At 61.7% G+C, this 26084-nt stretch carries 33 protein-coding genes; 17 read left to right on the top strand and 16 right to left on the bottom strand.

Features of this window, described 5'->3' with window-relative positions:
• Positions 1-60: 60 nt before the first annotated feature.
• A complete protein-coding gene (locus ACODR6_RS15195; RefSeq protein WP_489022820.1) occupies positions 61-534 on the bottom strand; it encodes a hypothetical protein in 474 nt (157 codons plus the stop codon).
• Between the two features lie 241 nt (positions 535-775).
• Here ACODR6_RS15195 and ACODR6_RS15190 point away from each other — a divergent pair, with 241 nt between their 5' ends.
• Positions 776-1174, top strand: coding sequence for a DUF427 domain-containing protein (locus tag ACODR6_RS15190; RefSeq protein WP_489022819.1), 399 nt, complete (start codon positions 776-778; stop codon positions 1172-1174).
• Positions 1175-1213: 39 nt separating this feature from the next.
• Here ACODR6_RS15190 and ACODR6_RS15185 read toward each other — a convergent pair whose 3' ends face one another.
• The 3 genes from ACODR6_RS15185 to ACODR6_RS15175 all read right to left on the bottom strand — a co-directional run bounded on the left by ACODR6_RS15185 (position 1214) and on the right by ACODR6_RS15175 (position 4240).
• Positions 1214-2245, bottom strand: coding sequence for a quaternary amine ABC transporter ATP-binding protein (locus tag ACODR6_RS15185; protein WP_413709862.1), 1032 nt, complete (start codon positions 2243-2245; stop codon positions 1214-1216).
• Positions 2238-3125: an ABC transporter permease gene (locus tag ACODR6_RS15180; RefSeq protein ID WP_203428493.1), complete on the bottom strand. Its 888-nt coding sequence runs from the start codon at positions 3123-3125 to the stop codon at positions 2238-2240. The genes ACODR6_RS15185 and ACODR6_RS15180 overlap by 8 nt, the downstream gene beginning before the upstream one ends.
• A 116-nt stretch (positions 3126-3241) precedes the next feature.
• Complete coding sequence (locus tag ACODR6_RS15175; RefSeq protein ID WP_112715639.1) at positions 3242-4240, bottom strand: ABC transporter substrate-binding protein; 999 nt, start codon at positions 4238-4240, stop codon at positions 3242-3244.
• A gap of 304 nt (positions 4241-4544) precedes the next feature.
• On the opposite strand from ACODR6_RS15175, the gene ACODR6_RS15170 reads away from it, so the two are divergent.
• The 4 genes from ACODR6_RS15170 to ACODR6_RS15155 all read left to right on the top strand — a co-directional run bounded on the left by ACODR6_RS15170 (position 4545) and on the right by ACODR6_RS15155 (position 7110).
• On the top strand, positions 4545-5768 hold the full coding sequence (locus tag ACODR6_RS15170; protein WP_489022818.1) for an MFS transporter: 1224 nt from the start codon (positions 4545-4547) through the stop codon (positions 5766-5768).
• 89 nt (positions 5769-5857) lie between these two features.
• The gene (locus tag ACODR6_RS15165; protein ID WP_112386905.1) at positions 5858-6211 is read left to right on the top strand and encodes a DUF1428 domain-containing protein; all 354 of its coding nucleotides are present in this window, start codon (positions 5858-5860) and stop codon (positions 6209-6211) included.
• 64 nt (positions 6212-6275) lie between these two features.
• Positions 6276-6698, top strand: a complete 423-nt coding sequence (locus ACODR6_RS15160) for a secondary thiamine-phosphate synthase enzyme YjbQ (RefSeq protein ID WP_413709860.1) — start codon at positions 6276-6278, stop codon at positions 6696-6698.
• A gap of 106 nt (positions 6699-6804) precedes the next feature.
• Positions 6805-7110, top strand: a complete 306-nt coding sequence (locus ACODR6_RS15155) for a hypothetical protein (RefSeq protein ID WP_112715633.1) — start codon at positions 6805-6807, stop codon at positions 7108-7110.
• A 449-nt stretch (positions 7111-7559) separates the two neighbouring features.
• On the opposite strand, the gene ACODR6_RS15150 is transcribed toward ACODR6_RS15155, so the two are convergent.
• Positions 7560-7814 (bottom strand): hypothetical protein, encoded by a 255-nt coding sequence (locus ACODR6_RS15150; RefSeq protein ID WP_130277896.1) that lies wholly within the window; start codon positions 7812-7814, stop codon positions 7560-7562.
• Between the two features lie 221 nt (positions 7815-8035).
• Between ACODR6_RS15150 and ACODR6_RS15145 the strand changes: the two genes are divergently transcribed.
• From ACODR6_RS15145 to ACODR6_RS15135, 3 genes are read left to right on the top strand one after another with little or no spacing between them, the layout of a single operon-like run.
• On the top strand, positions 8036-9313 hold the full coding sequence (locus ACODR6_RS15145; RefSeq protein ID WP_489022817.1) for a DUF2325 domain-containing protein: 1278 nt from the start codon (positions 8036-8038) through the stop codon (positions 9311-9313).
• Positions 9310-9945, top strand: coding sequence for a GntR family transcriptional regulator (locus ACODR6_RS15140; RefSeq protein ID WP_112715628.1), 636 nt, complete (start codon positions 9310-9312; stop codon positions 9943-9945). The genes ACODR6_RS15145 and ACODR6_RS15140 overlap by 4 nt, the downstream gene beginning before the upstream one ends.
• A gap of 50 nt (positions 9946-9995) precedes the next feature.
• Positions 9996-10328 (top strand): hypothetical protein, encoded by a 333-nt coding sequence (locus ACODR6_RS15135; protein ID WP_162708661.1) that lies wholly within the window; start codon positions 9996-9998, stop codon positions 10326-10328.
• 70 nt (positions 10329-10398) lie between these two features.
• Here ACODR6_RS15135 and ACODR6_RS15130 read toward each other — a convergent pair whose 3' ends face one another.
• The gene (locus ACODR6_RS15130; RefSeq protein WP_489022816.1) at positions 10399-10809 is read right to left on the bottom strand and encodes an NUDIX hydrolase; all 411 of its coding nucleotides are present in this window, start codon (positions 10807-10809) and stop codon (positions 10399-10401) included.
• A 136-nt stretch (positions 10810-10945) separates the two neighbouring features.
• Here ACODR6_RS15130 and ACODR6_RS15125 point away from each other — a divergent pair, with 136 nt between their 5' ends.
• Positions 10946-11155 carry a TOBE domain-containing protein gene (locus tag ACODR6_RS15125; protein ID WP_112715622.1) on the top strand — a complete coding sequence of 70 codons (210 nt, stop codon included), beginning with the start codon at positions 10946-10948 and terminating at the stop codon, positions 11153-11155.
• A 6-nt stretch (positions 11156-11161) separates the two neighbouring features.
• Here ACODR6_RS15125 and tsaA read toward each other — a convergent pair whose 3' ends face one another.
• The 4 genes from tsaA to ACODR6_RS15105 are packed head-to-tail and all read right to left on the bottom strand — an operon-like array spanning position 11162 to position 14546.
• A complete protein-coding gene (tsaA, locus tag ACODR6_RS15120; protein WP_489022815.1) occupies positions 11162-11686 on the bottom strand; it encodes a tRNA (N6-threonylcarbamoyladenosine(37)-N6)-methyltransferase TrmO in 525 nt (174 codons plus the stop codon).
• Positions 11687-11698: 12 nt separating this feature from the next.
• Positions 11699-12481 carry an ABC transporter ATP-binding protein gene (locus tag ACODR6_RS15115; RefSeq protein ID WP_489022814.1) on the bottom strand — a complete coding sequence of 261 codons (783 nt, stop codon included), beginning with the start codon at positions 12479-12481 and terminating at the stop codon, positions 11699-11701.
• Positions 12478-13515: a FecCD family ABC transporter permease gene (locus ACODR6_RS15110; RefSeq protein WP_489022813.1), complete on the bottom strand. Its 1038-nt coding sequence runs from the start codon at positions 13513-13515 to the stop codon at positions 12478-12480. Before ACODR6_RS15110 ends, ACODR6_RS15115 begins: the two co-directional genes overlap by 4 nt.
• The gene (locus ACODR6_RS15105) at positions 13512-14546 is read right to left on the bottom strand and encodes an iron ABC transporter substrate-binding protein (protein WP_489022812.1); all 1035 of its coding nucleotides are present in this window, start codon (positions 14544-14546) and stop codon (positions 13512-13514) included. The genes ACODR6_RS15110 and ACODR6_RS15105 overlap by 4 nt, the downstream gene beginning before the upstream one ends.
• Before the next feature lie 152 nt (positions 14547-14698).
• On the opposite strand from ACODR6_RS15105, the gene ACODR6_RS15100 reads away from it, so the two are divergent.
• A complete protein-coding gene (locus ACODR6_RS15100; RefSeq protein ID WP_489022811.1) occupies positions 14699-15187 on the top strand; it encodes a GAF domain-containing protein in 489 nt (162 codons plus the stop codon).
• Positions 15188-15190: 3 nt separating this feature from the next.
• On the opposite strand, the gene ACODR6_RS15095 is transcribed toward ACODR6_RS15100, so the two are convergent.
• Both ACODR6_RS15095 and ACODR6_RS15090 read right to left on the bottom strand, forming a co-directional pair.
• A complete protein-coding gene (locus ACODR6_RS15095; protein WP_112715610.1) occupies positions 15191-15523 on the bottom strand; it encodes a hypothetical protein in 333 nt (110 codons plus the stop codon).
• 41 nt (positions 15524-15564) lie between these two features.
• Positions 15565-15816 (bottom strand): DUF2188 domain-containing protein, encoded by a 252-nt coding sequence (locus tag ACODR6_RS15090; protein WP_112715608.1) that lies wholly within the window; start codon positions 15814-15816, stop codon positions 15565-15567.
• Positions 15817-16020: 204 nt separating this feature from the next.
• On the opposite strand from ACODR6_RS15090, the gene ACODR6_RS15085 reads away from it, so the two are divergent.
• A complete protein-coding gene (locus ACODR6_RS15085) occupies positions 16021-16203 on the top strand; it encodes a hypothetical protein (protein WP_112715606.1) in 183 nt (60 codons plus the stop codon).
• Positions 16204-16220: 17 nt separating this feature from the next.
• On the opposite strand, the gene ACODR6_RS15080 is transcribed toward ACODR6_RS15085, so the two are convergent.
• Both ACODR6_RS15080 and ACODR6_RS15075 read right to left on the bottom strand, forming a co-directional pair.
• On the bottom strand, positions 16221-16367 hold the full coding sequence (locus tag ACODR6_RS15080; protein ID WP_165402584.1) for a hypothetical protein: 147 nt from the start codon (positions 16365-16367) through the stop codon (positions 16221-16223).
• Positions 16368-16463: 96 nt separating this feature from the next.
• Positions 16464-17054: a hypothetical protein gene (locus ACODR6_RS15075; protein ID WP_489022810.1), complete on the bottom strand. Its 591-nt coding sequence runs from the start codon at positions 17052-17054 to the stop codon at positions 16464-16466.
• Between the two features lie 173 nt (positions 17055-17227).
• On the opposite strand from ACODR6_RS15075, the gene ACODR6_RS15070 reads away from it, so the two are divergent.
• Complete coding sequence (locus tag ACODR6_RS15070; RefSeq protein ID WP_112715602.1) at positions 17228-17473, top strand: BON domain-containing protein; 246 nt, start codon at positions 17228-17230, stop codon at positions 17471-17473.
• A gap of 11 nt (positions 17474-17484) precedes the next feature.
• Here the strand turns inward: ACODR6_RS15070 and ACODR6_RS15065 are convergent, their stop codons facing one another.
• On the bottom strand, positions 17485-17625 hold the full coding sequence (locus ACODR6_RS15065; protein WP_162708660.1) for a hypothetical protein: 141 nt from the start codon (positions 17623-17625) through the stop codon (positions 17485-17487).
• A gap of 194 nt (positions 17626-17819) precedes the next feature.
• Here ACODR6_RS15065 and ACODR6_RS15060 point away from each other — a divergent pair, with 194 nt between their 5' ends.
• From ACODR6_RS15060 to ACODR6_RS15040, 5 genes are all read left to right on the top strand, one after another.
• Entirely contained in the window at positions 17820-18071 is a 252-nt protein-coding gene (locus ACODR6_RS15060) for a DUF982 domain-containing protein (protein WP_130277906.1), read from the top strand.
• A gap of 349 nt (positions 18072-18420) precedes the next feature.
• Positions 18421-20364 carry a PrkA family serine protein kinase gene (locus tag ACODR6_RS15055; RefSeq protein WP_489022809.1) on the top strand — a complete coding sequence of 648 codons (1944 nt, stop codon included), beginning with the start codon at positions 18421-18423 and terminating at the stop codon, positions 20362-20364.
• A gap of 18 nt (positions 20365-20382) precedes the next feature.
• Entirely contained in the window at positions 20383-21657 is a 1275-nt protein-coding gene (locus ACODR6_RS15050) for a YeaH/YhbH family protein (protein ID WP_489022808.1), read from the top strand.
• Positions 21654-23201 (top strand): SpoVR family protein, encoded by a 1548-nt coding sequence (locus ACODR6_RS15045; RefSeq protein ID WP_489022807.1) that lies wholly within the window; start codon positions 21654-21656, stop codon positions 23199-23201. Before ACODR6_RS15050 ends, ACODR6_RS15045 begins: the two co-directional genes overlap by 4 nt.
• A 172-nt stretch (positions 23202-23373) precedes the next feature.
• A complete protein-coding gene (locus tag ACODR6_RS15040) occupies positions 23374-25098 on the top strand; it encodes a peptidoglycan D,D-transpeptidase FtsI family protein (RefSeq protein ID WP_489022806.1) in 1725 nt (574 codons plus the stop codon).
• A 166-nt stretch (positions 25099-25264) separates the two neighbouring features.
• Here the strand turns inward: ACODR6_RS15040 and ACODR6_RS15035 are convergent, their stop codons facing one another.
• Positions 25265-25534, bottom strand: coding sequence for a hypothetical protein (locus ACODR6_RS15035; protein WP_489022805.1), 270 nt, complete (start codon positions 25532-25534; stop codon positions 25265-25267).
• Positions 25535-26084: the final 550 nt, after the last annotated feature.

Below are 26084 nucleotides of genomic sequence, written 5' to 3'. Positions count from 1 at the left end.
CTCCGATCGGAGGACCGCGAATGCAATTTCGCGGTCCACTTTTCGTGCTCCTCAGTTGCCTCACCTGGTCTGGCGTCCGAACCAAAATCCGATAATTGTGGTTACAGCTGCACCTAGAATTTGAGCGGCGGTGGTACGCTGTGTTTCTATATGCTGCCAAGCAAATGCCACGAAAGCCCCCAGCAAAAGTATCGTCAGAATCGCTGTAAACGCCTCGGCGGCCGTGAGCTGCGATATAAGGCTCGCGCGGCGTCCACCTTCGCGTATCGCAGCATGCCAGTCGTTAAAGACATACGATCTTCCATTCACCACAAGAACCTGAAACTCGTGTGTAAAAGGATCTTGCGGATCGTTGGTATCCCGGAATTCGGCCAACACTAGAGTGCCTTGGCCGTAGTGTTCAATTATGTCATAGAATCGGATTTGATCCTCTGACTTGATGTTCGCGTCAAATCGGCGAAGAGCCCTATAAGCAGTCTGTTCGATTGGCGAAAACTTTTCAGTCTCCGGTATTCCTACTGCTGCTGTTGCCATGGTTTCACCTCTAATTGCGGCCTTCTCCACATTCTGTTTATGACGTCACTTTCTGCTTTCGGATTTTAGCGTGAAGTTTCTGTGAAATGCAACTATTGGTCGAGTTTCGTGTTCTGGTCAGATTTGGTGAGTGGCGCGAAGTGGCATGGGATGTGTTTTCGACGTAAAGAGCCGCTCCTTGCCCCTTGGGCATCGCGCACATCCTCCCTATCTCTCCAATCACACCCATTGGAGATCACTGATGTCAGGCAAGCCCATCAAGATTCCCGGACCCGATCATCCGATCAGCGTCGAGCGCAATCCGGCGCGCGTTGTCGTCAAGCTCGGCGGCAAGGTGATTGCCGATACGCGTGACGCGCTGACGCTGCGGGAGGCGTCCTATCCGCCGGTGCAGTATATTCCGCGCAAGGATGTCGACATGTCGCGGCTGTCGCGCACCGATCATTCTACCCATTGCCCCTATAAGGGCGATGCGTCCTATTACAGCATCGTGCCGGGTGGAGAGCGGTCGAAGAACGCGATCTGGACCTATGAGACGCCCAATCCCGCGGTTTCCGGGATCAAGGATCACATGGCCTTCTATCCCGACCGCGTCGATTCCATCGAGGAACTGCAGCCGCCTGAAGCAGGCCAGTTCTGACAGGAAGAACGCGCGGCCCGCGAGGACCGCGCGCCTGATCTAGTCGTTGGTGCGGACCAGACAGCGCACCAGGCCTTCCAGCGAAACGCGACCGGCCGGCATGCCGTTTTCACCGGTGACAGTCGCCTGCGTGACGTTGTTTTCCGTCATCACGCGCATGCCTTCCTCGACATTGTGGCTGCCGGGAATGCGGACCGAGGACTCTCCTGCGGGATTGCTCAGCGGCTCCATCAGCGCATCGATGCGGATGACGCGGCCGCGGTTCACTTCCTTGACGAAGGCCTCGATGTAATCGTTCGCCGGATTGAGGACGATATCGGCCGCCGTGCCCTGCTGGATGACCTCGCCGTCGCGCAGGATGGCGATCTTGTCGCCGAGGCGCAGCGCCTCGTCGAGGTCATGGGTGATGAAGACGACGGTCTTCTTCAATTCCTTCTGCAGGTCGAGAAGCACGGTCTGCATGTCAACGCGGATCAGCGGATCGAGCGCCGAATAGGCTTCGTCCATGAGCAGGATATCCGCATCGTTGGTGAGCGCGCGGGCGAGGCCGACGCGCTGCTGCATGCCGCCCGAAAGCTGGTTCGGGTAATGGTTGGAGAAGCCCTCCAGACCGACCCGCTTGATCCAGATATCGGCGCGCGCCTCGCGCTCGGATTTCGGCACGCCCTGGATTTCCAGGCCGTAGACGGTGTTCTGCAGCACGGTGCGATGCGGCAGCAGGCCGAACTTCTGGAAGACCATCGCCGTCTTGTGGCGGCGGAATTCGCGCAGCTCTTCCTCGTTCATCTTGCAGACGTCGGTGCCGCCATAGAGCACTTCGCCCGATGTCGGGTCGATCAGCCGGTTGATATGGCGGATCAGCGTCGACTTGCCGGAGCCGGAGAGTCCCATGATGACGGTGATGCTACCGCCGGGGATGCTGATGTTGATGTCCTTCAGGCCGAGAACGTGGCCGTGCTCCTTGTTGAGCTCGGTCTTCGACATGCCCTTGGTGACGGCCTCCACGAAGTCGCGGCCGCGGGGGCCGAAGATCTTGTAGAGGCTGCGGATTTCGATCGATTGACTAGCCATGCACGATTTCCCGGTGCTTCTGCAGGCGCAGACCGTAAGCCTGGCTGATGCGGTCGAAGATGATGGCGATGCCGACGATGGCGAGACCGTTGAAGACGCCGAGGGTGAAATACTGGTTGGCGATCGCCTTCAGCACCGGCTGTCCCAAGCCCTGGACGCCGATCATCGAGGCGATGACGACCATGGCGAGCGCCATCATGATCGTCTGGTTGATGCCGGCCATGATGGTCGGCAGCGCTAGGGGGAGCTGGACATTGCGCAGCTTCTGCCAGCTGGAGGAGCCGAAAGCGTCTGCGGCTTCGAGAACGTCCTTGTCGACCATGCGGATGCCGAGATTGGTGAGGCGGATCATCGGCGGTAGGGCGTAGATGACGACGGCGATGACGCCCGGCACGCGGCCGATGCCGAGCAGCATGACGACCGGGATCAGGTAGACGAAGCTCGGCATGGTCTGCATGACGTCGAGCACCGGATTGACGATGCCCTGCATGCGGTTCGAGCGCGACATGCCGATGCCGATCGGAATGCCGATGACGATCGAGAGCACCGTACAGACGAAGATCATCGACACGGTCTTCATCGTATCCTGCCACATGTCGAACCAGCCGATCAGGAGCAGGGTGATGACGCAGCCGATGACGATCTTCCAGCTGCGGCTGGCGAGCCAGGCAATACCGGCGACGGCCAGTATGACCACCGGCCACGGCGCGCCGGTCAGCAGCCGTTCGGCCCAGATCAGAAAGCTCTGCAGCGGGCTGAAGAGGGTTTCGATGCTGTCGCCATAGGCGCGGGTGAAGCCGCGAAAGCCTTCATCCACGGCCCTTTTCAGGTCGCGCAGCATGTCGTCGTTCATCGTCGGAAATTTCCAAAGCCAATCCATGTCGGTCCCCATGGCAAAAGCAGCGGCGGCCCATTCTTGTTATGGCCGTCGCTTAAAAACATCGGGCGGGCGGCGCCTTGCTGTCAAGACGCCGCCCGCTTGCGAGATATCAGGGATCAGAGGGAAGCCTTGATCTTTTCGGCTACGTCCGGGGAGACCCACTTCGTCCAGAGATCTTCGTTCTCCTTCAGGAAGTGCTTCGCACCGTCTTCACCGGTTGCCTGGTTGTCGCTCATCCAGGCGATCAGCTTGTTGACCGTGTCGTTGGTCCAGGCGCGCTTGTTGAGGTAGTCCATGGCGGGACCGGCGCGATCGGCAAAGGTCTTGCTGACGAGGGTCTGGACGTCGTCGGCCGGCCATGCGTTCGGCTTCGGATCGGCGCAGTCGGCAACCGAGGTGCAGCGCTTCCATTCCGCGGCGTCATAATCGACGCCGAAGCCGAGCTTCACCATCTCGTACTTGCCGAGAAGCGAGGTCGGAGCCCAGTAGTAGCCGACCCACGGCTGCTTGCCTTCGTAGGCCTTGGCGATCGAGCCATCAAGACCTGCGGCAGAGCCGGTGTCGACGAGCGTGAAGTTGGCCTTGTCGCCGCCGTTCGCCTTGAAGAGCTGCGTGGTGACAACGGTGCCGCCCCAGCCCTGCGGGCCGTTGAAGACGGCGCCCTTGCTCTTGTCCTCAGGAGCCGGGAAGAGTTCGGGATGCTTGAAGAGGTCAGGGATGGTCTTGATATCAGGATGGGCGTCGGCGATGTACTTGGGAATCCACCAGCCCTGGATGGCGCCATCGGAGAGAATCTTGGCAGCGGCGACGACCTTGCCGCCTTCGAGACCGCGCTTGACGAGCTCGGGCTGCAGGCTGACCCAGGCTTCCGGCGCGATGTCCGGCTCGCCCTTTTCAGCCATGGAGGTCAGGGTCGGGACGGTGTCGCCGGTGACGATTTCGGCGGTGCAGCCGTAACCGGATTCGAGAATGACCTTGTCGAGATTTGCAGCAACTTCGGCAGACTGCCAGTTCATGCTTGCAATGGTGACGTTGCCGCATTCAGCAGCGGAAGCCGCGCCGCCCATAGCCATGAGGCCGGCAGCGAGGACGGTTGAAGCCAAAAGTGCTTTCATTTTTTTGTTCCCTCTGGTCGCGGTGTGACGTGAACCCGGGCGCTGGCAGCACCGCGTCCGCCAGCAGGTCTATTGAGCCTGCATAGGGCGTCCAAGCGCCATTCCGATTGCGTCAGAATATGGCGCATTGACGCATTCTTTCAACGATTGCTTAAATGCCTTGTCGCGATCGGAACAATCGTCCCGTATGCCCCGAAACGGTGGTGCACTTTCGCCGCAGTTGACATCCGGTGCATAGAGGCAGAACAGGGGCTTATAAAATTCCTATCAATGGCCCGTGGGTTCCGCCGGCCGGAAGTATCCAATGGACACAGTTCACGCTCCTCGGGATAGCGTTCTCAAGCATCCCGGCTACCTCAATTTCGCCGCCTCCCGGGTCTTCTCGTCGCTTTCGTTCCAGTGTGCCGCGGTCGCCATGGGCTGGATGATCTACGACAAGACGCATAGCGCCTTTGCGCTGGCGCTCGTCGGCTTCTGCCAGTTCCTGCCGATGGTCATCCTGACCTTCGTCGTCGGACATGTCGCCGACCGTTTCGACCGCCGGCGCATCGGCCTGATCTGCCAGCTGATCGAGGCTGCGACGGCCGCGGTGCTCGCCGTCGCCGTCTGGCAGGACTGGCTGACACCGGTCGGTATCCTCGTTGCGGTGACGATCATGGGCGCGACCGTCGCCTTCGAGCGGCCGACGATGGCGGCACTGCTGCCGAACATCGTGCCGTCCTCGATGCTGCAGCGGGCTGTGGCGACGTCGACCTCGATGATGCAGACGGCGCTGATCATCGGCCCGTCGCTGGGCGGTCTGCTCTATGGCGCCCATCCGGTTGCGCCCTTTGCCGTCGCTGCGGTGATGTTCACCGCCGCCAGCATCAACGTCATCTCGATCCGCATGAGCTGGACGCCCTCGAAGCGCGAACCGGTGACGCTGAGCTCGGTCTTTGCCGGCGTTTCCTTCATCAAAAGCCGGCCGGTGATGCTCGGCACGATCTCGCTCGATCTCTTCGCCGTGCTGCTCGGCGGCGCCACCGCGCTGCTGCCGATGTTTGCGCGCGATATCCTGCATGCCGGCCCCTGGGGTCTCGGCCTGCTGCGCGCCGCGCCGGCGATCGGGGCGCTTGCCATGTCGATCGTGCTGGCGCGGCGGCCGCTGACCAGCAACGTCGGCAAAAAAATGTTCGGTGCCGTTGCGGTGTTCGGTCTCGCGACGATTGTCTTTGCGGTCTCCACCAATATCGCGCTCTCGGTCGCGGCACTGCTCGTCGTCGGCGCCTCCGATACGGTCAGCGTCGTGGTGCGCAGCTCGCTCGTTCAGCTCTTGACGCCGGACGAGATGCGCGGGCGCGTCAATGCTGTGAACTCGCTGTTCATCGGCACGTCCAACCAGCTCGGCGAATTCGAATCCGGCATGCTGGCGGGCTTCATGGGGCCAGTCGCAGCCGGGATCATCGGCGGCGTCGGCACGATTGCCGTCGTGCTCCTGTGGACGCGTCTGTTCCCGGATCTCGCCAAGGTGAAGACGCTGCAGGGATAGCCGTTCCGCGTTTTTCTTTTTCCGGTCTGTCGGTTTGACGGGGCGTCATTCGTCCTATGTCCATCGACAGACGAAAAGGAGGAAGAGACATGGCTTATGTGGATGGCTTCATCGTGCCCGTGCCGAAGGACAAGCTTGAGGCCTACAAGGAATTCTCCGCCTATGCCGGAGCGATCTGGAAGGAGTTCGGCGCCCTCGAATATGTCGAATGCGTCGGCGACGACGTGCCCTATGGCGAGGTGACGTCCTTTCCGCGGGCGGTGCATCTCAAGGAAGACGAGATCGCCGTGTTTTCTTGGATCCTCTACCCGTCTCGCGAGGTGCGCGACGAGATCAACAAGAAGGTGATGGCCGATCCGCGGCTCGAAGGCGACAAGTGGCAGATGCCATTCGACGGCAAGCGGATGATCTATGGCGGCTTCAAGGAGCTGCTGCGCCTCTAGACGCCATTGACATCGGGCATGCGGCGCGACAGGTGAGCCGGAGCTGATAACCGGAGCCTGCCGCATGCCAGTCACCTCGATCACGGTCGCGACCCGCGGCCAGGGCCTCTACGAATTCACCGATGAGGCGGCCGCCTTCGTGCGGGCGCAGGATGCGGAGGAGGGGCTGCTGACGGTCTTCGTGCGGCATACGTCCTGCTCGCTGCTGATCCAGGAAAATGCCGATCCGGATGTGCGCACCGACCTGAAAGCGTTCTTCGCCCGCCTCGTACCGCCATCGTCCGATCCGTCGATGCGCTGGATCGTTCACACGATGGAAGGACCTGACGATATGCCCGCCCATATCAAGTCGGCGCTGACGCAGGTGTCGATCGGGATTCCCGTTCTCAACGGCAGGTTGGCGCTCGGGACATGGCAGGGGATCTATCTTTTCGAGCATCGCGACCGGCCCCATCATCGCGAAATCGTGTTTCATTTCAGTGGCTGAACTGAATCTGAATGCGCAATTCGAACACCATTCAGAATTAGCTCTCTATTGTCGAATCATCCCCGCAAGGGAGTTCGACTGCACATTGAAACGAGGAAAACCCCACATGACCAACTTTATTGCCAAGGCTTCCTTCGCGGCATTGCTTGCCATCGCCTCCATTCCGTTCGGCACGACTGCTGCATCGGCAGCAAGCCCTGACCGCGGCGCTATCGTCGATGTCCAGTATCGCCCGCCGATGCGCGGTTGCTCGCCGATGGAAGCCGTGCGCAAGGCACGTTGGACCGGTCTGCGCGATGTTCGCGTGACCGCCGTGACGCCTCGCCGCGTCGTGGTGTCCGGTCGTGACCGCCGCGGCTGGGACAGAATGACCTTTGCGAACGTTCGCGGTTGCCCGCTGATCCGCCGCTAACAGTAGCAGCCGCCGGTCTCCCCGGATGCGGCGGCACAGAACCGCCCTTTGCCAAGGTCTCCTCGGATTGCGGCAAGGGCGGTTTTTTATACCCTGAAACGAAAAAAGCCTCGCACGGGCGAGGCTGAGTTCTAGGCCGCCTCGGGGAAAAGAAGAGGCGACGGGGAGTTATCTAGTACCCCGCGGTACGGTTGCAAAGGACACTTTTGTCTATTCCGGTACGCTTTTGCTTCATTCATTCTGATGCTGGTATCAAGAATGCTGATAGCTCCCGGAAGCCGGGCTTTACGCTCGAATGAACAGGGCTCCGACGAGCCCGAAAACTGCGATCGATTGCAGGATGAACATCGGCAGCTGGTCAGACATGGTTCCCTCCCATGGGGCGATGCGGAGATGTTCTGTTTGTCGGGAGACCCGGGCTCCGCTTCTGCCGGGCCTCCGTCATGCCGTCAGCGGCAGCGCTTGACCGTCTTGGTGACGGTGCGTTCGCCATTGTCATGCGTGACGCTCTTGGTCACGCAACGATCGCGTTCGCGGTAGGCGCCGATGGCGACGCCGCGGTCGCTGATCCTGATGCTCGGGCGGACTTCGCCGCGGTCTTCCGTATAAACGCGCTTCTTGACCGTGACCGTATCGGCCATGGCCGGAACGCTGAAGGTGAATGCTGCCACCGCAGCCATCGTAGCACAAATCATCTTTCGCATTATCGAATACCTCCGTTTTAGCGATGAAAAGGGAACGACGGGTGCTCCTGTCGGTTCCGGGCGGCGGATAACCTTCGGGAACAGGCTGTTACGGAAATTTAGGGCTGCAGGAGGGAACCCGGATTGATCGCTGCAGGCGAAAGACGGCGCGAAACGCTTGTCCGCGGCGGTGCGTTGGTGATAGCGTAATATTTCGGGGAATATAACGCTTCGGGTTCGATATGCCGCCTCTGGCCGATTACAGCCGACCAAAGACAATCTCGTCCAGCGAGCTTTCGCTGCTTGCTGGGGGCAGGCCGCAGGCGCCAAATGCCGTGAAGGCGCAGCGGCGCAAGACCTGGGAGATCTCGCCGACCTTCCATTGCTCGATCATCGGCACCTGCCTGACGGCAGCCGAATTGCGCCAGTTGATCGTCAAGCTCGGCGATGCCGACGCGAAGACGGCCAGCGATCACGCCCTGCATGGCCGCGGCGTGCGTGCCGCCGGTCAGCGCGATATTGCCGGCAAGCTGTTGAACAAGGCGCTGGACCGGCGCCATGAGACGGTGCTCAAGCGCTTCGCCCGGCTGACGACGGCGGCGGAGCTCCGGGCGATGTGGGATGCCTGCCTCGACGAGGGCGAGATCTCCGGCGCCTACTGGGCCGTTATCAGCCATCCCGCCACCGACCATGCGCTGCTGCAGGACGTGTTCGGCGAGGTGCACATGCTCTCGCATCTGGTCGGCAGTTCGAGCCGCCTGGATCTGGCGCGGCTGCGCGCGCTGCAGAATGAAGTGGCCGTCAAGGACGAGAAGATCGCCCGGCAGGAAGAGCGGCTGCGGTCTTCCGCCGAGGAGCGGAGCATGCTTCAGCGCAGGATCGATGCGCTGGAGGATATCATCGTCAGGGTCAATGCGGTGAAGGCGAGCCAGGCTCCGGAGGCGGCTGGTGCTGTCGAGGCCGCGGTACTGGAAAAGCTCGAGGCTGCGCGCGAGCGGACCGAGGCACTGGAGCGGCGTCTGGCGGAGGCGGAGGCGCAACTGCGCGCGGCGGAGAAACGCGAGGCTGCCGCTGCCGAGGATAATGCCGCGCTGCTGCACGAAAATCATGGCCTGGAACAGGCGTTCTCGGGCGCTACGGAACACGGCGCCACGCAGTCCATGTCGCTGGTTGGGACGGTCGTCCTTTATGTCGGCGGGCGCAAAAGCCTGTTCGACCGGCTGCGGAGCTTTGCGGCGCGGGCAGGGGTGGACCTGCTGTTTCATGATGGCGGCATGGAGGAGGCGACGTCGCTGTTGCCCGGGCTCGTTGCCCAGAGTGCAGTGACTGTGTTTCCCGTCGATTGCGTCAGCCATTCGGCAGCGGGCATCGTCAAGCGTCATTGCCGGGATGCGGGCAAACCGTTCCTGCCGTTGCGCTCGGCCAGCCTTGCGAGCTTCATTGCGGCGCTCGGCGACATATCGGATATGATCGCCGAGAGCGACGAGGCCGACGTGCCGCGCCGGAGCGCATCGGCATGAGCAATCTCGGACTGAGCCTGCCGCGAAGCATTTCGCTTCGGGAGCAGGTGACGGATACGCTGCGTCACTCCATCCTGTTCGGCACGCTGAAGCCCGGCCAGAAGCTGATCGAGCGGCAAATCTGTGAGGAGATGGGCATCAGCCGCACCGTTCTGCGCGAGGCGCTGCAGCATCTCGATGCCGAGGGGCTGCTGATCAACGGGCGGCGGGGCCGCTCGGTCGTTGCCATCGGCATGCAGGAGGCGCGCGAGATCGACGATACGCGCCAGGCGCTGGAGCGGCTGATTGCCGAGAGCTTTACCCGCAATGCCGGGAAGGCGGAGATCGCCGAGTTGCGCGTGCTGCTTTCCGCCATGGAAACGGCGGATGACGAGCGCGAGGCGCTGATCAAGGAGACCGAGTTTTTCGCGCGGCTGGCCGATGGCTGCGGCAACAAGGTGGCTGCCGGGTTCTTCCGGCAGCTTAGCGGCCGCGTGGTGATGCTGCGCGGTGTTACGGAACGGGACGGTGCGGACCGGAGGCAGCGGACGGCCGGAATCCGGGCGATCGTCGAGGCGATCGATGCCGGTGATGCGGAAAAAGCCGGCACTCTTTGCGCATCGCGTGCGGCGGCGGGTGCCACTTATCGGTAAAGTGGAACCTTTTGACGCAGTTCGCGTTACTCCTCGACAGGAGGACACCCATGACAAACGACTTCAACAGACCAAACCCGACTTCGCCTCCGGGCGAACGCCGTTCGTCGATGACGATGTGGATCGGCATTGCCGCGGCGATTGTGATCATTGCACTGGCTGCGACCTACTGGCCGCGGTCGGGTCCGGCACCGGCGACAGCGCCTGCCGGGGAGACGTCGACAACGACGACGCCTGCTGCACCGGCGACCCCGCCGGCCACCTCGACCGCACCGGCAACGCCGCCTGCGGCAGAGCCTGCAGCCCCGGCAACGCCGCCGGCCGCCGCACCGGCGCCCGCAGCGCCTGCTCCGGCAGCCCCCGCACCGGCAACGCCGCAATAACCCCGCAAGGCAACGCCTTACTGACAATGAAAAGCCCGGTCTCAACGCCGGGCTTTTTCTTTCTCCGCGCTCAGGCGGTGGTTCGCCATTTCTGCCAGAAGGGCAGGATATGATCCGCCGTCAGCGGCGCCATCGGCAGGTCGCCCGGTGCGGCCGGTGACACCCAGGCGATTTCGTCGATCTCGCCGCCAACTGAGATTTTCGGGTCGTCTATGGTGATCAGGAAGAGATCGGCATGGACGCGATGATGCGGTTCGTTTGCGGCGATTTCCTGGAATTCGCCGATCGGCTGCAAGGCATCCTGCTCGACGCTCAGGCCGATCTCCTCGTACAGTTCCCTGATCAGGGCCGCCTCCGGCGTCTCGCCGGGCTCGATCTTGCCGCCGGGCTGCATGAAGACCTCGGTGCCGTTCTTGCGCACCAGGAGCACGTCGCCATTGCGGCGTGCGATCAAGGCGGCGGCGATCTTGATGATTTTCATCGCTTGCTGTCTCCCGGCTCTATCGTCTCGTCCTCTCCGGAATAACCACTCGCGGCGGCTGACGCAATGAGGTCAGGCGTTTTGACAAGCGCCGTCTGCGGCGGCTAAGGTCGCCGCAAATCACGGAGGAAAACCCATGAAAATCAGCGCGCGCAACCGTCTCAAGGGCAAGGTCGTCGAAGTCACCAAGGGTGCGACGACGGCGCATGTGCGGATCGATATTGGCAATGGCGCCATCGTCACCGCCTCGATCACCAACGAGGCCGTCGACGAGCTCGGCCTGAAGGCCGGCGGCGAGGCCTATGCCGTCGTCAAGGCCTCCGACGTCATGGTCGCCGTCGACTGACCGGCGTCAGGCTTTCTGGCAATAATGTGCGGTGCCGATGTCGCCGGTCTCGAAGTCGCCTTTCTGGGGCGGCGCGATTGGTTTGAACAGCGTGCGGTCCGGCTTGATGTCGAGGAGCGGCGTGCCGTCGAGGCAATCGAGGCCGCGTACCAGCAATGCGCCGTCCTCGATGCTCTCCAGCTTGACGATCGAGGTGCCGATCGGGTTCGGCCGCACCGGTGAGCGCAGGGAAAACGTACCGTGCACCTTGCCGTTGCTCGCCGGGCTCTGCAGCACCAGATCGCGGCGGGAGCGATCGAGCCAGTAGAGCACTTCCAGCCGCTCGAATGCCTCGACGCCCTTCAGCGCCGGGATCCATGGCTCGAAGATTTCGATGCGGCAGACGGGCCCGTCATGGCGGCCCTGCCGCGGCGTTTCCATACGCGAGGTCCAGGGCGTGCTGATGCTGCCGATGAAGACCAGACCGGCATCGCGCGCCTCCGGCGGATCGATCGCCACTTCGTTTTCCCGGAGTTCGTTTTCGCGGACCATCGTCTTTCCTTTCTAGAGCGAGAAGCGGTCGAGGCGCGGGGCGCAGATGCGGGCGCTGCCCTCGAGCTCGCCGATCACGACATCGATATCGTAGAGTTCCTTGAGTGCCTTCGGCGTCAGCACCTCGGCGGGCGGGCCGAGTGCCGCGAGCTTGCCTTCGTTGAGAAGCGCCACGCGGTCGGCAGCCAGGAAGGCGTGATCGGGATTGTGGGTCGAAAGCACGATCGACAATCCCTTTCGGGCAAGAGCGCGGATATGGGCGAGCACCCGCATCTGGTTGCCGTAGTCGAGGCTTGCCGAGGGCTCGTCCATCACCAGGATTTCGGGCTCCTGTGCCAAAGCGCGGGCGATCAGCGCCAGTTGCCGTTCGCCGCCGCTGATCTCGGTATAGGGCTTGGAGGAGAAGCCCGATATGCCGAGGCTTTCGAGCGCACTTACCGCCACCTGCCGGTCGTGGCGCGAGGGCATCGCGAAGGGGGCGATGCGGGCGGCGCGGCCCATCAGCACGACATCGAGAACGGAGAAGGGGAAGAGGGCGGCATGGGCCTGCGGCACATAGGCGATGCGCGCGGCGCGCTCCCGGCGCGGCCAGGAGGACAGCGGCTTTCCGTCGAGCAGGATCTCGCCGGCCTTGACGGGCAGGAGGCCGAGCATGGTCTTGAACAGCGTCGTCTTGCCAGCGCCGTTCGGGCCGAGCAGGGCCAGCACTTCGCCTGTCATCAGCGACAGCGTCAGATCGCTGCCGACGATCCTGCTGCCATAGCCGAAGGCGAGGGACCGGAGATCGAGGCTCATTGCCAGCCTCGCTTTCCTGAAGTCAGCAGCCAGAGGAAAAACGGCGCGCCGACGACAGCGGTCAGAATGCCGAGCGGGACTTCGATCGTGGCGATGCTGCGGGCGAGCATGTCGACGACAAGCAGATAGGCGGCGCCTGCGATCATCGAGGCCGGCAGCAGGCGGCGGAAATCGGGACCGACCAGCATGCGGGCGATATGCGGGATGATCAGGCCGATCCAGCCGACGATGCCGGTGATCGAGACGGTGGCGGCGGTGATCAGCGTGGCGCCGCAGACTAGGGCGAAGCGGGTGCGCCTGGTATCGACGCCGAGCGTCTGCGCTTCCTCGTCGCCGAGCGTCATGACATTCATCCGCCAGCGCAGCAGAACCAGCGGCAGCAGGCCGAGCAGGACGGCGGGGAGGATCGAGAGCACGTCGAAACGGGTGATGGCGGTCATGCTGCCGAGCAGCCAGTAGGTGATCGCCGGAAGCTGGTCATAGGGATCGGCGAGGATCTTGATCAGCGAAATCCCGGCTCCAACAAGCGCCTGGATGGCGATGCCCGCCAGAACCAGCGTCAGGGCCGGATCGCGGTGGCGGACGGCCGCACCGATCGCATAGACGGCGGCGACCGACAGCAGCCCGCCGGCGAAGGCCAGCGCCTGGATGGCGAGGACCGGCAGCGAGAGGAAGATGCCGAGAACGGCGCCGAGACTGGCGCCGACCGAGACGCCGAGAATATCCGGTGAGACCAGCGGATTGCGGAAGATCCCCTGATAGGTGGCGCCCGCAGCGGCAAGGGCCGCGCCAACGACGACGGCGGCGGCGACGCGCGGCAGACGGACATTCCAGAGTACGGTTGCCAGCACCGGATCGTCGGTCTTGCCGCCGAAGAGCGGTTTCAGCGCTTCGATCAGCGGCTCGGGTCCGCCGCCGTATTTTCCGGTCATCATCGACAGCAGCGCCAGCAGCAGAAGACCGGCGAGGCTGAGCCAGAGCCAGCGATGGCTTGGTGCCTCCGTCACTTCTGCTGTTTCTTCGGCTGTGGTCATTTCGATTGCGCGCCGGAGCCCTTCAGCAGCATCGCCAGCTGATCGTCCGTCAGGTCCACCTGATAGAAGAGCGTGAAGAACTCGCGCACGTCAGCCTTCAGGTCGCCGGTGAACTGCTTGGGATAGAAGAGATGCTCGAGCCAGCTGATGCCGATCAGCCGGTTGATGCCGGGCGGAGAGTCGAACCAGCCGAAGGGGAGGTTCGGGGTGACGAAGACGCGGTTGTTCTTGACCGCATCGAGATCCTTCCAGAGCGGGTCGGACTTGACGCTGGCCGCAAATTTTCCCGAAGCGGCGAGGATGGTATCCGGCTTCCAGGAGAGGATCTGTTCGAGCGAGACCTGGGTCAGGCCGCCTTTGCCGGCAGCCGCGGCGACATTGGTGGCGCCGACGGCACCGAGGATTTCGAGATTGATCGAGCCGGAAAGACCGGTCTCGAGGCCCTCCGGTCCGCGGCCGTAGTAGACGCGGGGGCGATCGCTTTCCGGGATCGAGGCGAGCTTGGTGTTGAGATCGGATATCTTCGCCTCGGCATAGGTCGCGAGCTTTTCGGCACGCTCGCCGGCGCCGAGGATGTCTCCGGCCTCGCGTAGCGTCTCGGCGCTGCGGGCAAAGCTGCCGTCGATCAGCACATAGGGAATGCCGGTCTGCGCCTGCACCTTGTCGGCGAGCGAGGCATAGGTCGGGTTGACGGTGCCGACATCGATGATGATGTCGGGCTTTGCGGCGAGCACTGCTTCCATGTTGGCCGTCCCGCCCTTGCCGGTCAGCTGGCCGAAGGTCGGGAGATCGCGGACCGATGGCATCAGGAACTGCTTTTCGGCATCGCCCGGCTGGCGCACCCAGCCGGTGAGCTTGTCCGGAGCCAGCACATAGACGAGCACCGAAGCCGGCGGCCCGGCGGCCAGCACGCGCTTCACCGTATCGGGGATTTCGACCTTGCGGCCGGCGGCATCGGTAATGGTCCGGGCCTGGGTTTCGGCCGCGGTCAGGCTGAGCGCGGCGAGGAGGAGGGCGGCGAAGAACTTCATGGCGGTTGGCGGCTCGCTTGGATCGGAACCGCACTATGGCATAGCGTTATATCTGTTGGAATATCTCCAGTTGTCGTGGAGAGATGCCGATCGGCCTTGAAGCGCGGGCGGGCAGACGCCTATATCTGGCGCAACAGGAAGGCAGGCATCAGATGTTTCAGACGGCAACGATCGATCACGTGAACAAGGCGGAATTCTACCGCGAGCTGGCGCAGCAGCTGGAAGCGCTGCTGACGGGCGAGAGCGACATGATCGCCAATGCGGCGAATACTTCGGCGCTGATGTTCCAGATGATGCCGGAGCTGAACTGGGCGGGGTTCTATCTTCTGAAGAGCGAGGGCGAGCTGGTGCTCGGGCCGTTCCAGGGCAAGCCTGCCTGCGTGCGTATTCCGGTGGGCAAGGGCGTTTGCGGCACGGCGGTCGAACGGAAGAGCTCCGTATTGGTCGAGGACGTGCATGCCTTCCCAGGCCATATTGCCTGCGATGCCGCGTCGCGTTCGGAGCTTGTGGTGCCTTTGATCCATGAGGGACGCGTCATTGGCGTCATCGATCTCGACAGCCCGGTGCCGTCGCGTTTCGATGCCGAGGATCAGGCCGGCATCGAAAAGCTCGCGGCAATCTTCATCGCCGCGAGCTTCTGATTGTTACATCCGCCGCTGGCGGCTGAGGGATGAACCGTTGGCAAGGCGTGCGCCATCCGGCGCGCGCAGGCCGCGGTGCTTGCTTGTGAACACCCATTCGACATTGCCGGGCTCGAACGGGCGGCGCGGATTGCGCAACGCCAGCTGGCGCTCGGCGAGGCGGCGGGGCAGGCTGTCCATCATGTCGTTGATGAAGGCATCCGGGGATTCCCGCCAGCGGGGCGCGACAGCCACGTCGAGGCCGCCATAGCGCGAGAAATCCGGGTGTCTCGGGGAATAGCAGGCGCCGATCATCCACGCATGCTGCGATTTCAAAAAACGTTCTTTCAGGGTCATTCCGTCGTCTTTTTCGGCCGAAGCCTTATTATGTCATGTGTCTATTTGTCCGGCGCATCGTCAACGACATCGGCTTGCGGGCGGTCACCACCGTTCGCAAGTTCTGTCGTCCACGTGCCGTCCGCACGCTGAAAGGTAATCTCCGCATCCTGACCGCCAAGCTGCTGCCGCTCTGCGGCTTGCTTTGCCGCGGCCAATGCGAGTTCGTGAGTTGGAAAGGCTTCAGACCAGACATCACCCAGGCGGTAAGCCCAGGCCTCGTCGTGTTCGCCGACGTGGTACGTAATCGACATCGGATTTTCCTTCAAGCGTTTAATGGTGATTTTTTCGGGGCAGCTGCCATGCGCAGGGATCAACGCTTATCGGCCAGCCTTGTTCCGGGCGCGAGGCATGCGTGGGGCTGGATAAGTCAGGAAGGGCGTCTTGCGGTGGCGTGGAACGCTTCGTAGGCTGAGTGCGTTGAAGGATTCGCTTCAATAGATTTCAACAGGACCCCTATGCGCGCTCAATCGAAGCCGTTCATCGTAGAAGTCAAATCGTCCCGTCGCGTCGATCGCAGCAAGGAAAAGTCGATCTGGGGCAATATCGATCTGTCGGCGATCGCCGACGAGGTCGCGCCCGAGCCCGCCGAGGCACCGCACGCCGCTTCCGAAGAAGACGGACGCGCAGCACTGCGCTAGCGGGCGCGCGGCAATCATCATTTCTTGTCGGTTGGCTTCTTGTCGACGCGGCCTGGAGAAATCGGATCGCTCGCCGGGAAGGTCTCTTCGAGCGCTTCCTCGAGATAGTCATCCTGCTCCTTGACGGTCTTCTGTTCCTTGGCTGGCTTTTTCTTGTCGGTCATGGCGCGATCCCTTCTGATATCCTCAGCAGATAGGGCGCATCAGGCCATCGCCAAGCAGCGAGGCCGGTGATGTGCCGGCCCCGTCTTGACGCGTAGTCAGTGGTCGCGGCGGTAGCCCGGCGCCATCTGATCGAAGTGATAGGCGCGGACGCGTGACGAGCCGTGGCTATCGTCGCGGGCGCCGATCGCCGGATTTTCCTCAGGGAAGGCTTCGTCGGCGACGGCGAGATCGTCGGCGGCATTGCCCTTGTTCGCCATGCCGGCAAACGAGCTGTTGCTGGCTTCCCAACCTTCGCTGCGCCACATGTCGGCGCGTTCGTCCATGTCGATGCTGCCTTCGTCATCGAGGATGTCGTGGGCCATATCGTGCTGGGCGTCGTCGACGCTGACGGAAACGAGGAAGCCGCCGCGGTGCAGGCCCTCGGCATAAACGCTGCGGTCATCGTCCGGGAAGAACCAGTCTTCGAGAGCGGCCCAGAAGCCGGAGCGTTCGCTGACGCCGGCTACCGCCGCATTGTCGGCTTCGTAGCCCGGCATGAAGCGGATGTTGTTGCTCGCAATGCCGGCATCCTGCAGGCGGCTGACGGCCCGTTCTGCATCGGCGCGGCTGTCGAAGAATGCGGTCAGCGTATTATAGGCCGAGCCCCTTTGGCCGGTCGTCAGATTGTCGCTGTAGAGATTTGCCATTGCCGTTCTCCTCCGGTTTTGCCGGAGCCGCGCCCGATGCGGGCTCCCGGCTTACCTGCCGGATCTAACGGGGATGATCGGGCATTGTTCCCTCTGCCATCTTCTCCACAAAGATGAATGCTAGATGAACGGAATGCGCCATTGCGCGTTTCACCATCAGGAGGAACACGACGATGTTCAGCTCATTCATTCAATCCAGCAAGCTTGTCGGCGCCACATTGGTTGGAGCGGCCGAAAGCGTGTCCTCAGCGATCGCCTACGGTGCCGGCATGGAAGATGCCCATATCGAGGTCGTCGAGGAAGCCGGAACGATCTTCCTCGAAGGCACGGCGCCGAGCGCCTCGGTCATCGAACAGGCAGGCGAGATCGCCCGCTCGATCGTCGGTACACATGTCTGCAATCTTGTGAGAATGCCCTAGCAGGCAGAGGTTCAGTGAACGGGCGACGAGACGCTGATGCTTCCCGTCGTCATTGGTTCGGTCAGATTGCGGCCGAACGGGTTCAGCATGACGAGGCCCGCCATGATGACGGCCAGAACTGAAACCACGAAGACCGGCGACTTGAGCAGCATCTGACTGTTCCCCGAATTAAGCTAGAACACATGCGGCGGCCCAAAGTTCCCGCTGGCCGGGAGCATAGCGCATTTTTCCGCCGTGTCATGATGGAACATCATAAAGATCATCGGCAAAGGAAGCGTAAACCACCAGCGACAAGCTGCGAAAACCAAACTGCAACTGGGCCGTTTACCCCCAGGAGGTTTTCGCCATGGACAAGAATTATTGGCCCGATCCCGTTGCCCTGAAGCTCCCCGAGCTCGGCATCCGCACCGTCGAGAACACGTATGACGCAGCCGCCTATCTGATGGAGGAATGGCCGGTCGATCACGGCGAGGCCTATGACCGGGCGCTGCGCATGTGCCTGCTCTCGATTCGAGGAAAGAAGCAGCCGGCCACCGCGCGCCGCGCCTTCATCGATGCGGCAAATGAGGCACATATCCACATAAAGCTTGCGGCCTAAGACTTATGGTGATGCTGCACCGCAAAATTTAGTGGGTGCATCGCGAAAAAGCTGCGCGGGAGAGTCGGCATTACGCCAAAAGAATCAGTGGCGAAATAACACACCTTTTTGACGGATATGTCATGTCCCCAAATTTTCCGATACCGCTTGTCGGCGCAATTCGCTAATATAGCAGATAGTTTGGTACGAGCCTCGACTACGGTGAATGCACGTAAACGTGCATTGAAATGGTTGACCGTCAGGTGTCCTATCAATTCACGAAACATATGATTTCCCAACGGGATGCAAGATCGCGGCATGCGTGATCGGGCACCCTGGAGGCTGTGGCACAACCCGCAATGGAGGCCCCATGCTGAATGAATCGTTGTTCGATGCGTTTGCGAGGAGTTACGAAGCGCGACGCGAAACGGATATGTCGGTCGCCGACTATCTGACCCTCTGCAAGAAAGATCCGATGGCTTATGCCAACGCCACCGAGCGGCTGCTTGCAGCGATCGGCGACCCTGAAATGGTCGATACGGCAAAGGATGCGCGTCTCGGACGCATCTTCATGAACCGGACAATCCGCAGCTATCCGGCTTTCAACGGTTTCCACGGCATGGAAGAGACGATCGAGCGGATCGTATCCTTCTTCCGGCACGCGGCCCAGGGGCTCGAAGAGCGCAAGCAGATCCTCTATCTGCTCGGCCCTGTCGGCGGCGGCAAATCCTCCCTTGCCGAGCGGCTGAAGCAGCTGATGGAGGCCCACCCCATTTATGTGCTGAAGGCCGGCGACGAAATAAGCCCGGTCTTCGAAAGCCCGCTCAATCTCTTCGATCCCGCCACCATGGGCGAAATGCTGCTGGAGCAGTACAAGATCCCGACACGGCGGCTGACGGGGCTGATGAGCCCCTGGTGCCTGAAGCGCCTCGACGAATTCGGCGGCGACATTTCAAAATTCCGCGTCGTCAGGATGCAGCCCTCTAGACTGCGCCAGATCGCCATCGCCAAGACCGAACCCGGCGACGAGAACAACCAGGACATCTCCTCGCTGGTCGGCAAGGTGGATATCCGCAAGCTGGAGCATTACTCGCAGAACGATCCGGATGCCTACAGCTATTCCGGCGGCCTGAACCGCGCCAACCAGGGCATTCTCGAATTCGTCGAAATGTTCAAGGCGCCGATCAAGATGCTGCATCCGCTGCTGACGGCGACGCAGGAAGGCAACTACATCGGTACCGAGAATATCGGCGCCGTGCCTTTCTCCGGCATCATTCTCGCTCACTCCAACGAAGCGGAATGGCAGACGTTCAAGGCCAACAAGAACAATGAAGCCTTCATCGACCGCATTTGCGTCATCAAGGTTCCCTATTGTTTGCGGGTGACCGAAGAAGAGAAGATTTACGACAAGCTCATCGAGGGATCAGAACTGGCCGATGCGCCCTGCGCACCCGGCACGCTCGAAATGCTTGCCCGCTTCTCGGTCCTGTCGCGGCTGCGCAAGCACGAAAACTCGACCTACTTCTCGAAGATGCGGGCCTATGACGGCGAGAGCCTGAAAGAAACCGACCCGCGGGCCAGAAGCGTCCAGGAATACAAGGATGCGGCCGGTGTCGACGAGGGGATGGACGGGGTTTCGACCCGCTTCGCCTTCAAGATATTGGCATCGACCTTCAATCACCATACGAGCGAAGTCGGCGCTGATCCGGTGCATCTGATGTATGTGTTGGAGCAGGCGATCCGCAGGGAGCAATTCCCCGACGAGACCGAGAAACGCTACATGGAATTCATCAAGGCCGATCTGGCGCCGCGCTATGCGGAGTTCATCGGCAACGAAATCCAGAAGGCCTATCTCGAATCCTACTCGGATTACGGCCAGAACCTCTTCGACCGCTACGTCGACTATGCCGACGCCTGGATCGAAGACGTCGACTTCAAGGATCCCGATACCGGCCAGCTGCTCGACCGCGAGCTTCTGAACCAGGAACTGACGAAAATCGAAAAGCCTGCGGGGATCGCCAATCCCAAGGATTTCCGCAACGAGATCGTCAAGTTCTGCCTGAGATCGCGGGCCAACAACGGCGGCAAGAACCCGTCCTGGACGAGCTACGAGAAGATCAGGGAAGTGATCGAAAAGCGGATGTTCTCGCAGGTCGAGGATCTCCTGCCGGTCATCTCCTTCGGCTCGAAGAAGGATGGCGACACCGAGAAGAAACATAGCGAGTTCGTGTCCCGGATGACGGAGCGCGGATATACCGAGCGGCAAGTGCGCCGCCTAGTGGAGTGGTACATGCGCGTCAAACAGGCGGGTTAATGTAAAACTGGAGCCAACATGCACATCGTCGACCGCCGGCTGAATCCGCGCGGTAAAAGTCTGGAAAATCGTCAACGGTTCTTGCGGCGTGCCAAGAGCGCCGTGCAGCAAGCGGTGAAACGCTCCCTGCAGAACCGGAACATCCGTGATGTGCTCGATGGCGGCGAGATCAGCCTGCCGATCGACGGAATGACCGAGCCGAGTTTCCGGCGCGGTGAGGGGGGCATCAGCGATCAGGTGCTCCCCGGCAACAGAGCCTTCGTCGAGGGCGACATCATTCCGCGGCCACCCGGCCGCGGCGGCGGCAAGCCGAAGGAAGCAGGCGAGGGGGATGGCGAAGACAGCTTCCGCTTCGTTCTGACCCGCGAAGAATTCCTCGACGTCTTCCTCGACGATCTGGAGCTTCCCGATCTCGCAAAGCGACGGCTGAGCGAAACCGAGGAATTCAGCCCGGCACGGGCAGGCTTCTCGGTCTCCGGCTCCCCCTCCAACATCGCCGTCGCCCGCACCTCGCGGCTTGCCATGATGCGCCGCATCGCGCTGAAACGCCCACGCACCGAGAAAATCGAGGCGCTGAAGCGTGAGATCGAGGAGACCGACGACGAGAAGAAGAAGGCGGCCCTGGAGATCGAGCTCAAGTCTCTCAACGAGAAGAGCAAGCGCATTCCTTACATCGACCCGCTCGACGTGCGCTATCGCCGCTTCGAGGACGAGCCGAAGCCGGTCGCCAAGGCGGTGATGTTCTGCCTGATGGACGTCTCGGGCTCGATGTCCGAGCATATGAAGGATCTCGCCAAGCGCTTTTATCTGCTGCTCTACCTGTTCCTGTCGCAGCGCTACAAGAAGGTGGAGATCGTCTTCATCCGCCATACCGACCGCGCCGAAGAGGTCGACGAGGAGACCTTCTTCTACGGACCCGCCACCGGCGGCACGCTGGTCTCCAGCGCGCTCGCCTGCATGCGCCAGATCATCGCGGCGCGCTTCGATCCGGCCGAGTGGAACATCTACGCGGCACAGGCTTCCGACGGCGACAATTCCTATTCGGATGGGTCGACCACCGGCCAGCTGCTGCAGCACGAGATCCTGCCGCTCTGCCAGTATTTCGCCTATATCGAGGTCGACGAGGAAAGCGGCGACTCCTCCATCTCGCGCTCGCCGCTCTGGGCGCTCTATGACAGCATCCGGGCCGCGGCCCTGCCGCTGTCGATGCGCAAGGTTTGCCGGAAGAATGAAATCTTCCCTGTGTTCCACGATCTGTTCCAGAAACGCGACGGAGAAAAGGTGGCGCCATGACGGCTGCGGCGGTGAAGGAAAGACTGCTCTTCGAGGGCGCCGACTGGGACTTCTCGACACTGCAGCGCATCCACGATGCCTGCGAGGAAATCGCCCTCAAAGAACTCGGCCTCGACGTCTATCCGAACCAGATCGAGGTGATCACCTCCGAGCAGATGCTCGACGCCTATTCCTCGACCGGCATGCCGCTCTTCTACCGCCACTGGTCCTTCGGCAAGCATTTTGCCCATCACGAAGCCTTCTACCGGCGCGGCATGCGCGATCTCGCCTATGAGATCGTCATCAATTCCTCACCCTGCATTTCCTACCTGATGGAAGAAAACACGGCGACGATGCAGACGCTGGTCATCGCCCATGCGGCTTTCGGCCATAACCACTTCTTCAAGAACAACTATCTCTTCAAGCTCTGGACGGATGCCGAGGGCATTCTCGACTATCTCGATTTCGCCAAGGGCTATATCGCCCGCTGCGAGGAGCGCTACGGCGAGATCGCCGTCGAGCGGACGCTCGATGCCGCGCATGCGCTGATGTCGCACGGCGTCCACCGCCATGCCGGCAAGGTGAAGCTCAATCTGCGCGAGGAGCAGAAGCGCGAAGAGGAGCGCCGGCGCCACGAAGAGCAGATGTTCAACGATCTCTGGCGCACCGTGCCGGCGGGAAAGGCGGCGAGTGCCGCCGATATCAACCTCGAGCGGCGGCGCGCCGCGCTCGGCCTGCCGCAGGACAATCTCCTCTATTTTCTCGAGAAATCGGCGCCGCGGCTGCAGCCCTGGCAGCGCGAGATCCTGCGCATCGTTCGCCATGTGGCGCAATATTTCCACCCGCAGCGCCAGACCAAGGTGATGAACGAGGGGACCGCCACCTATGTGCACTACCGGATCATGAACCGGCTGCATGACAAGGGGCAGCTGAGCGACGGCAATTATCTCGAGTTCCTGAAGTCGCACGCCAATGTCGTCTTCCAGCCGACTTACGACGACCGCCGCTTTTCCGGCTTCAATCCCTATGCGCTGGGTTTTGCGATGATGCAGGACATCGAGCGCATCGTGACGCAGCCGACCGAGGAGGACCGTTCCTGGTTCCCCGATATTGCCGGACGCGGCGACGTCATGGGTGTGCTGCGCGGCATCTGGGCCGATTACCGCGACGAAAGCTTCGTAGCGCAGTTCCTGAGCCCCCACCTGATCCGCCAGCTGCGGCTCTTCCACCTCTATGACGATCCGGAGCAGGAGGAGGGCATCCTCGTCTCGGCGATCCATGACGAGCGCGGCTATCGCCGCATCCGCCGTCAGCTCGCTCGCGAATATGATATCGGCTGGACCGACCCCGGCATCGAGATCGTCGACGTCGATCTCGCCGGCGACCGCCGCCTGCTCGTCCAGCACCGCGTCACCAACGACTGGATGCTGCAGGAAAACGACACAAAACTCGTCCTCCAGCACCTCGCCGACCTATGGGGCTACGACGTGCTGCTGCAGGAAATCGACGGCGACGACGCGATCGTCGCAGAGCATCACGCGAGCCCGCGGGGGAAATTGTTCTAGCTCATTGTGCCGTTCACATTCCCGTGATCGTGAACGCCCACGACAGTCCATCGCCACCCAATATAACAACCCGCATTCCTGGTTAAGGGTCTGTTAGGCTTAACGGCGCTAGCTAGGAATCAATCGCGGAAATAGCGCGCCGGCTTTTCCTCCGTGATCCCTGCATTGCCCCATGTCGATTATTCATGCCGTAACCTCCCGGAGTGGCCGGGTTGTCAGACTGACCTTCGGTTCCGGATCGCGCGAGAAGCGTTTGCGATCCAGTGGCCGCCGAGACAAGCAGACGCGATCGCGTATCTTTACGCTCGCGGGTGCTCTTCTCATGGTCTTTTCTACGATGACCGGAAAGCTCGTCTACTATGCGATGCTGACAGACGATGAGACGTCGAGCATCCCGCCGAACGCTATTGTCGCGTCGCGGCCGGATATCGTCGATCGCAATGGGCAGGTGCTCGCCACCGATGTCCGCACCGTCTCGATGTTTGCCGAGCCGATCCGCGTCGTTGATGCCGACGAGGCGGTGGAGAAGCTGACGCAGCTGTTTCCCGATCTCGATCGCAAGTCGCTCTACCAGAAGCTTTCCGACCGCAAGTCGCACTTCACCTGGCTGCGCCGCCAGCTGACGCCGAAGCAGCAGAGCGAGGTTCTGGCGCTTGGCCTGCCGGCGATCGGCTTCCGGCCGGAGGTGAAGCGCTTCTATCCGGCAGGCCGCACGGCCGCGCATATTCTCGGCTATGTCGATATCGACAATCACGGTGTGGCCGGGATGGAGAAATATCTCGACAACCAGGGAATGTCCGACCTCGCCTCGACCGGACTTGCCAGCGACAACAGCCTCGAGCCGGTGAAGCTCTCGATCGATATCCGCGCCCAGAACATCGTCCATGATGTCGTGACGGACGCGCTGACCACCTATCAGAGCAAGGCGGCGGGGGCCGTCATCCTCGATATCCATACGGGCGAGGTGATCGCCATGGCCTCGGCGCCGGATTTCGATCCGAACGACCCGAAGGCGACGGGCGGGGAGGGGTGGCTGAACCGCATGAGCAACGGCACCGACGAGATGGGCTCGGTGTTCAAGACCTTCTCGATCGCCATGGCGATCGATACCGGGACGGTGAAGCTCAGCGACAGTTTCGATGCCAGCGCGCCGCTGCATTATGGCGGCTTCACCATTCATGACGACCGCGACGTACCACGGCGCGTGCTGTCGATCCCTGAGATCTTCCGCTACTCGTCCAACATCGGCACCGCCCGGATGATGGACAAGGTCGGCATGGATATCCAGAAAGACTACCTGACCCGCTTCGGCCTGCTGTCACGCATGCAGACGGAGCTGCCCGAGGTGAAGGCGCCGAGCCAGCCGAAGGTGTGGAAGAAGATCAACTCGATCACCATCGCCTTCGGCCATGGCGTGGCGACGACGCCGATGCAGACGGCGGTCGCGGGTGCAGCACTGATCGACGACGGCAAGCTGATCGAGCCGACCTTCTTCCCACGCACGCAGGAAGAGGCGGAAAAGACCGAATCCCAGGTGGTCAAGAAAAGCACCAGCGACACGATCCGCTATCTCTTCCGCCTGAACGGCGAGCAGGGCACCGGCCGCGCCGCCGATGTTCCGGGCTTCCATGTGGGCGGCAAGACGGGGACGGCCAACAAGGTCATCAACGGCGTCTATTCGCACAAGCTGAGCTTCAACTCGTTCCTCGCCGCCTTCCCGATGACCAACCCGAAATATGTCGTGCTGTCCTTCATCGACCAGCCGCTGACCGGGGTGCATAACCTGAACCTGGCGGCAGAAACCGCAGCACCAATGGTGCACGACATCATCGCGCGCACAGCGCCGCTGCTCGGCGTCGAACCGGATTTCGGGCAGAACCTGCTGGCGGGCTATTGAGGGCTTCTGGAACGGCCACGTGATCTCGTGGCAGCAGCGTGACGTCAATCGGCCGCCCGACCCCATTCTTAAGTTAATTGCAGTCGCGTTCTGTCCGTGCCTTTATATCATCCCGGATCGGATGCAAGGCGGGAGAGCAATCCGGCTCAAGAAAGAGGCGGCGTCCTCAATGGACAGACACGTCATCGTCCTCGACGAAGGAGGCAATGCCATCGCGGGCAATCGTCGCAAGAAACTCGTCGAAGGCTTCCCTGTCGGTCGCAAACGGCTCGTCCCAGCGAATGAGATCCTCATTCTGCGTGACGACCTCCATCGTCCAGTCTTCCTGACTGCCGGCCTTGCGGAAGATATCGACGAGCACGGTAATATCATCCTCGGTGAATTCGCCGGAGAGTTCGGAATGTTCGAGCTTGGGGGATTTGGGTAGTTTGGTCATGGGGGAGATGTAGGGGATAATGGGGTGGGTGGCTAGTCTGAAGGCGGTGGCATTGATCCATGCGTACTGCAGATGACAGGAGTTATCGCGGCTTGCTATCTGCAGCCGCAGACCGTGCAGCTTATGGAGCGCTTTGGGGTCGAAATGGCTTTCTGGTGGAAATCACTATTGTCACCACTTCGGGACTTCTGCCGATCCGCTCAAATAGCTGGCCGCGGACCGGTTCGCGGGGCTGCGATGCGTCTGTCTAAGATGAGCCTTGATGCCGCCCTCGGCGCGGTTCGAATCCTCGAGGAGCGCCCGTCGAAATCCCATCCAGGGAGAGCTGATCGGGTCGAGGCGATCACCGAAGGCTGGAACGATCCGATGATCGGGAAGAAGTGCCGAGATCGATCAGGTTGGTTTCCGCTTGAGCTTCATGTCGCCGGTGGTTTTCCTGGCTGTATAGTAAGTTCCGACCAGCTCGTTACGGTTCTTGTCCCAGTCGAGGTCCAGTGACCTTGCCCCCAAGTTTTATCCAGTTTTGAGTTCGCTCCAGCGGTTTTGGGTT

This window comes from Rhizobium sp. FG96, assembly GCF_057808655.1.
The sequence above is the reverse complement of the archived record's forward strand: the minus strand, read 5'-3'. Positions and strand labels throughout refer to the sequence as shown.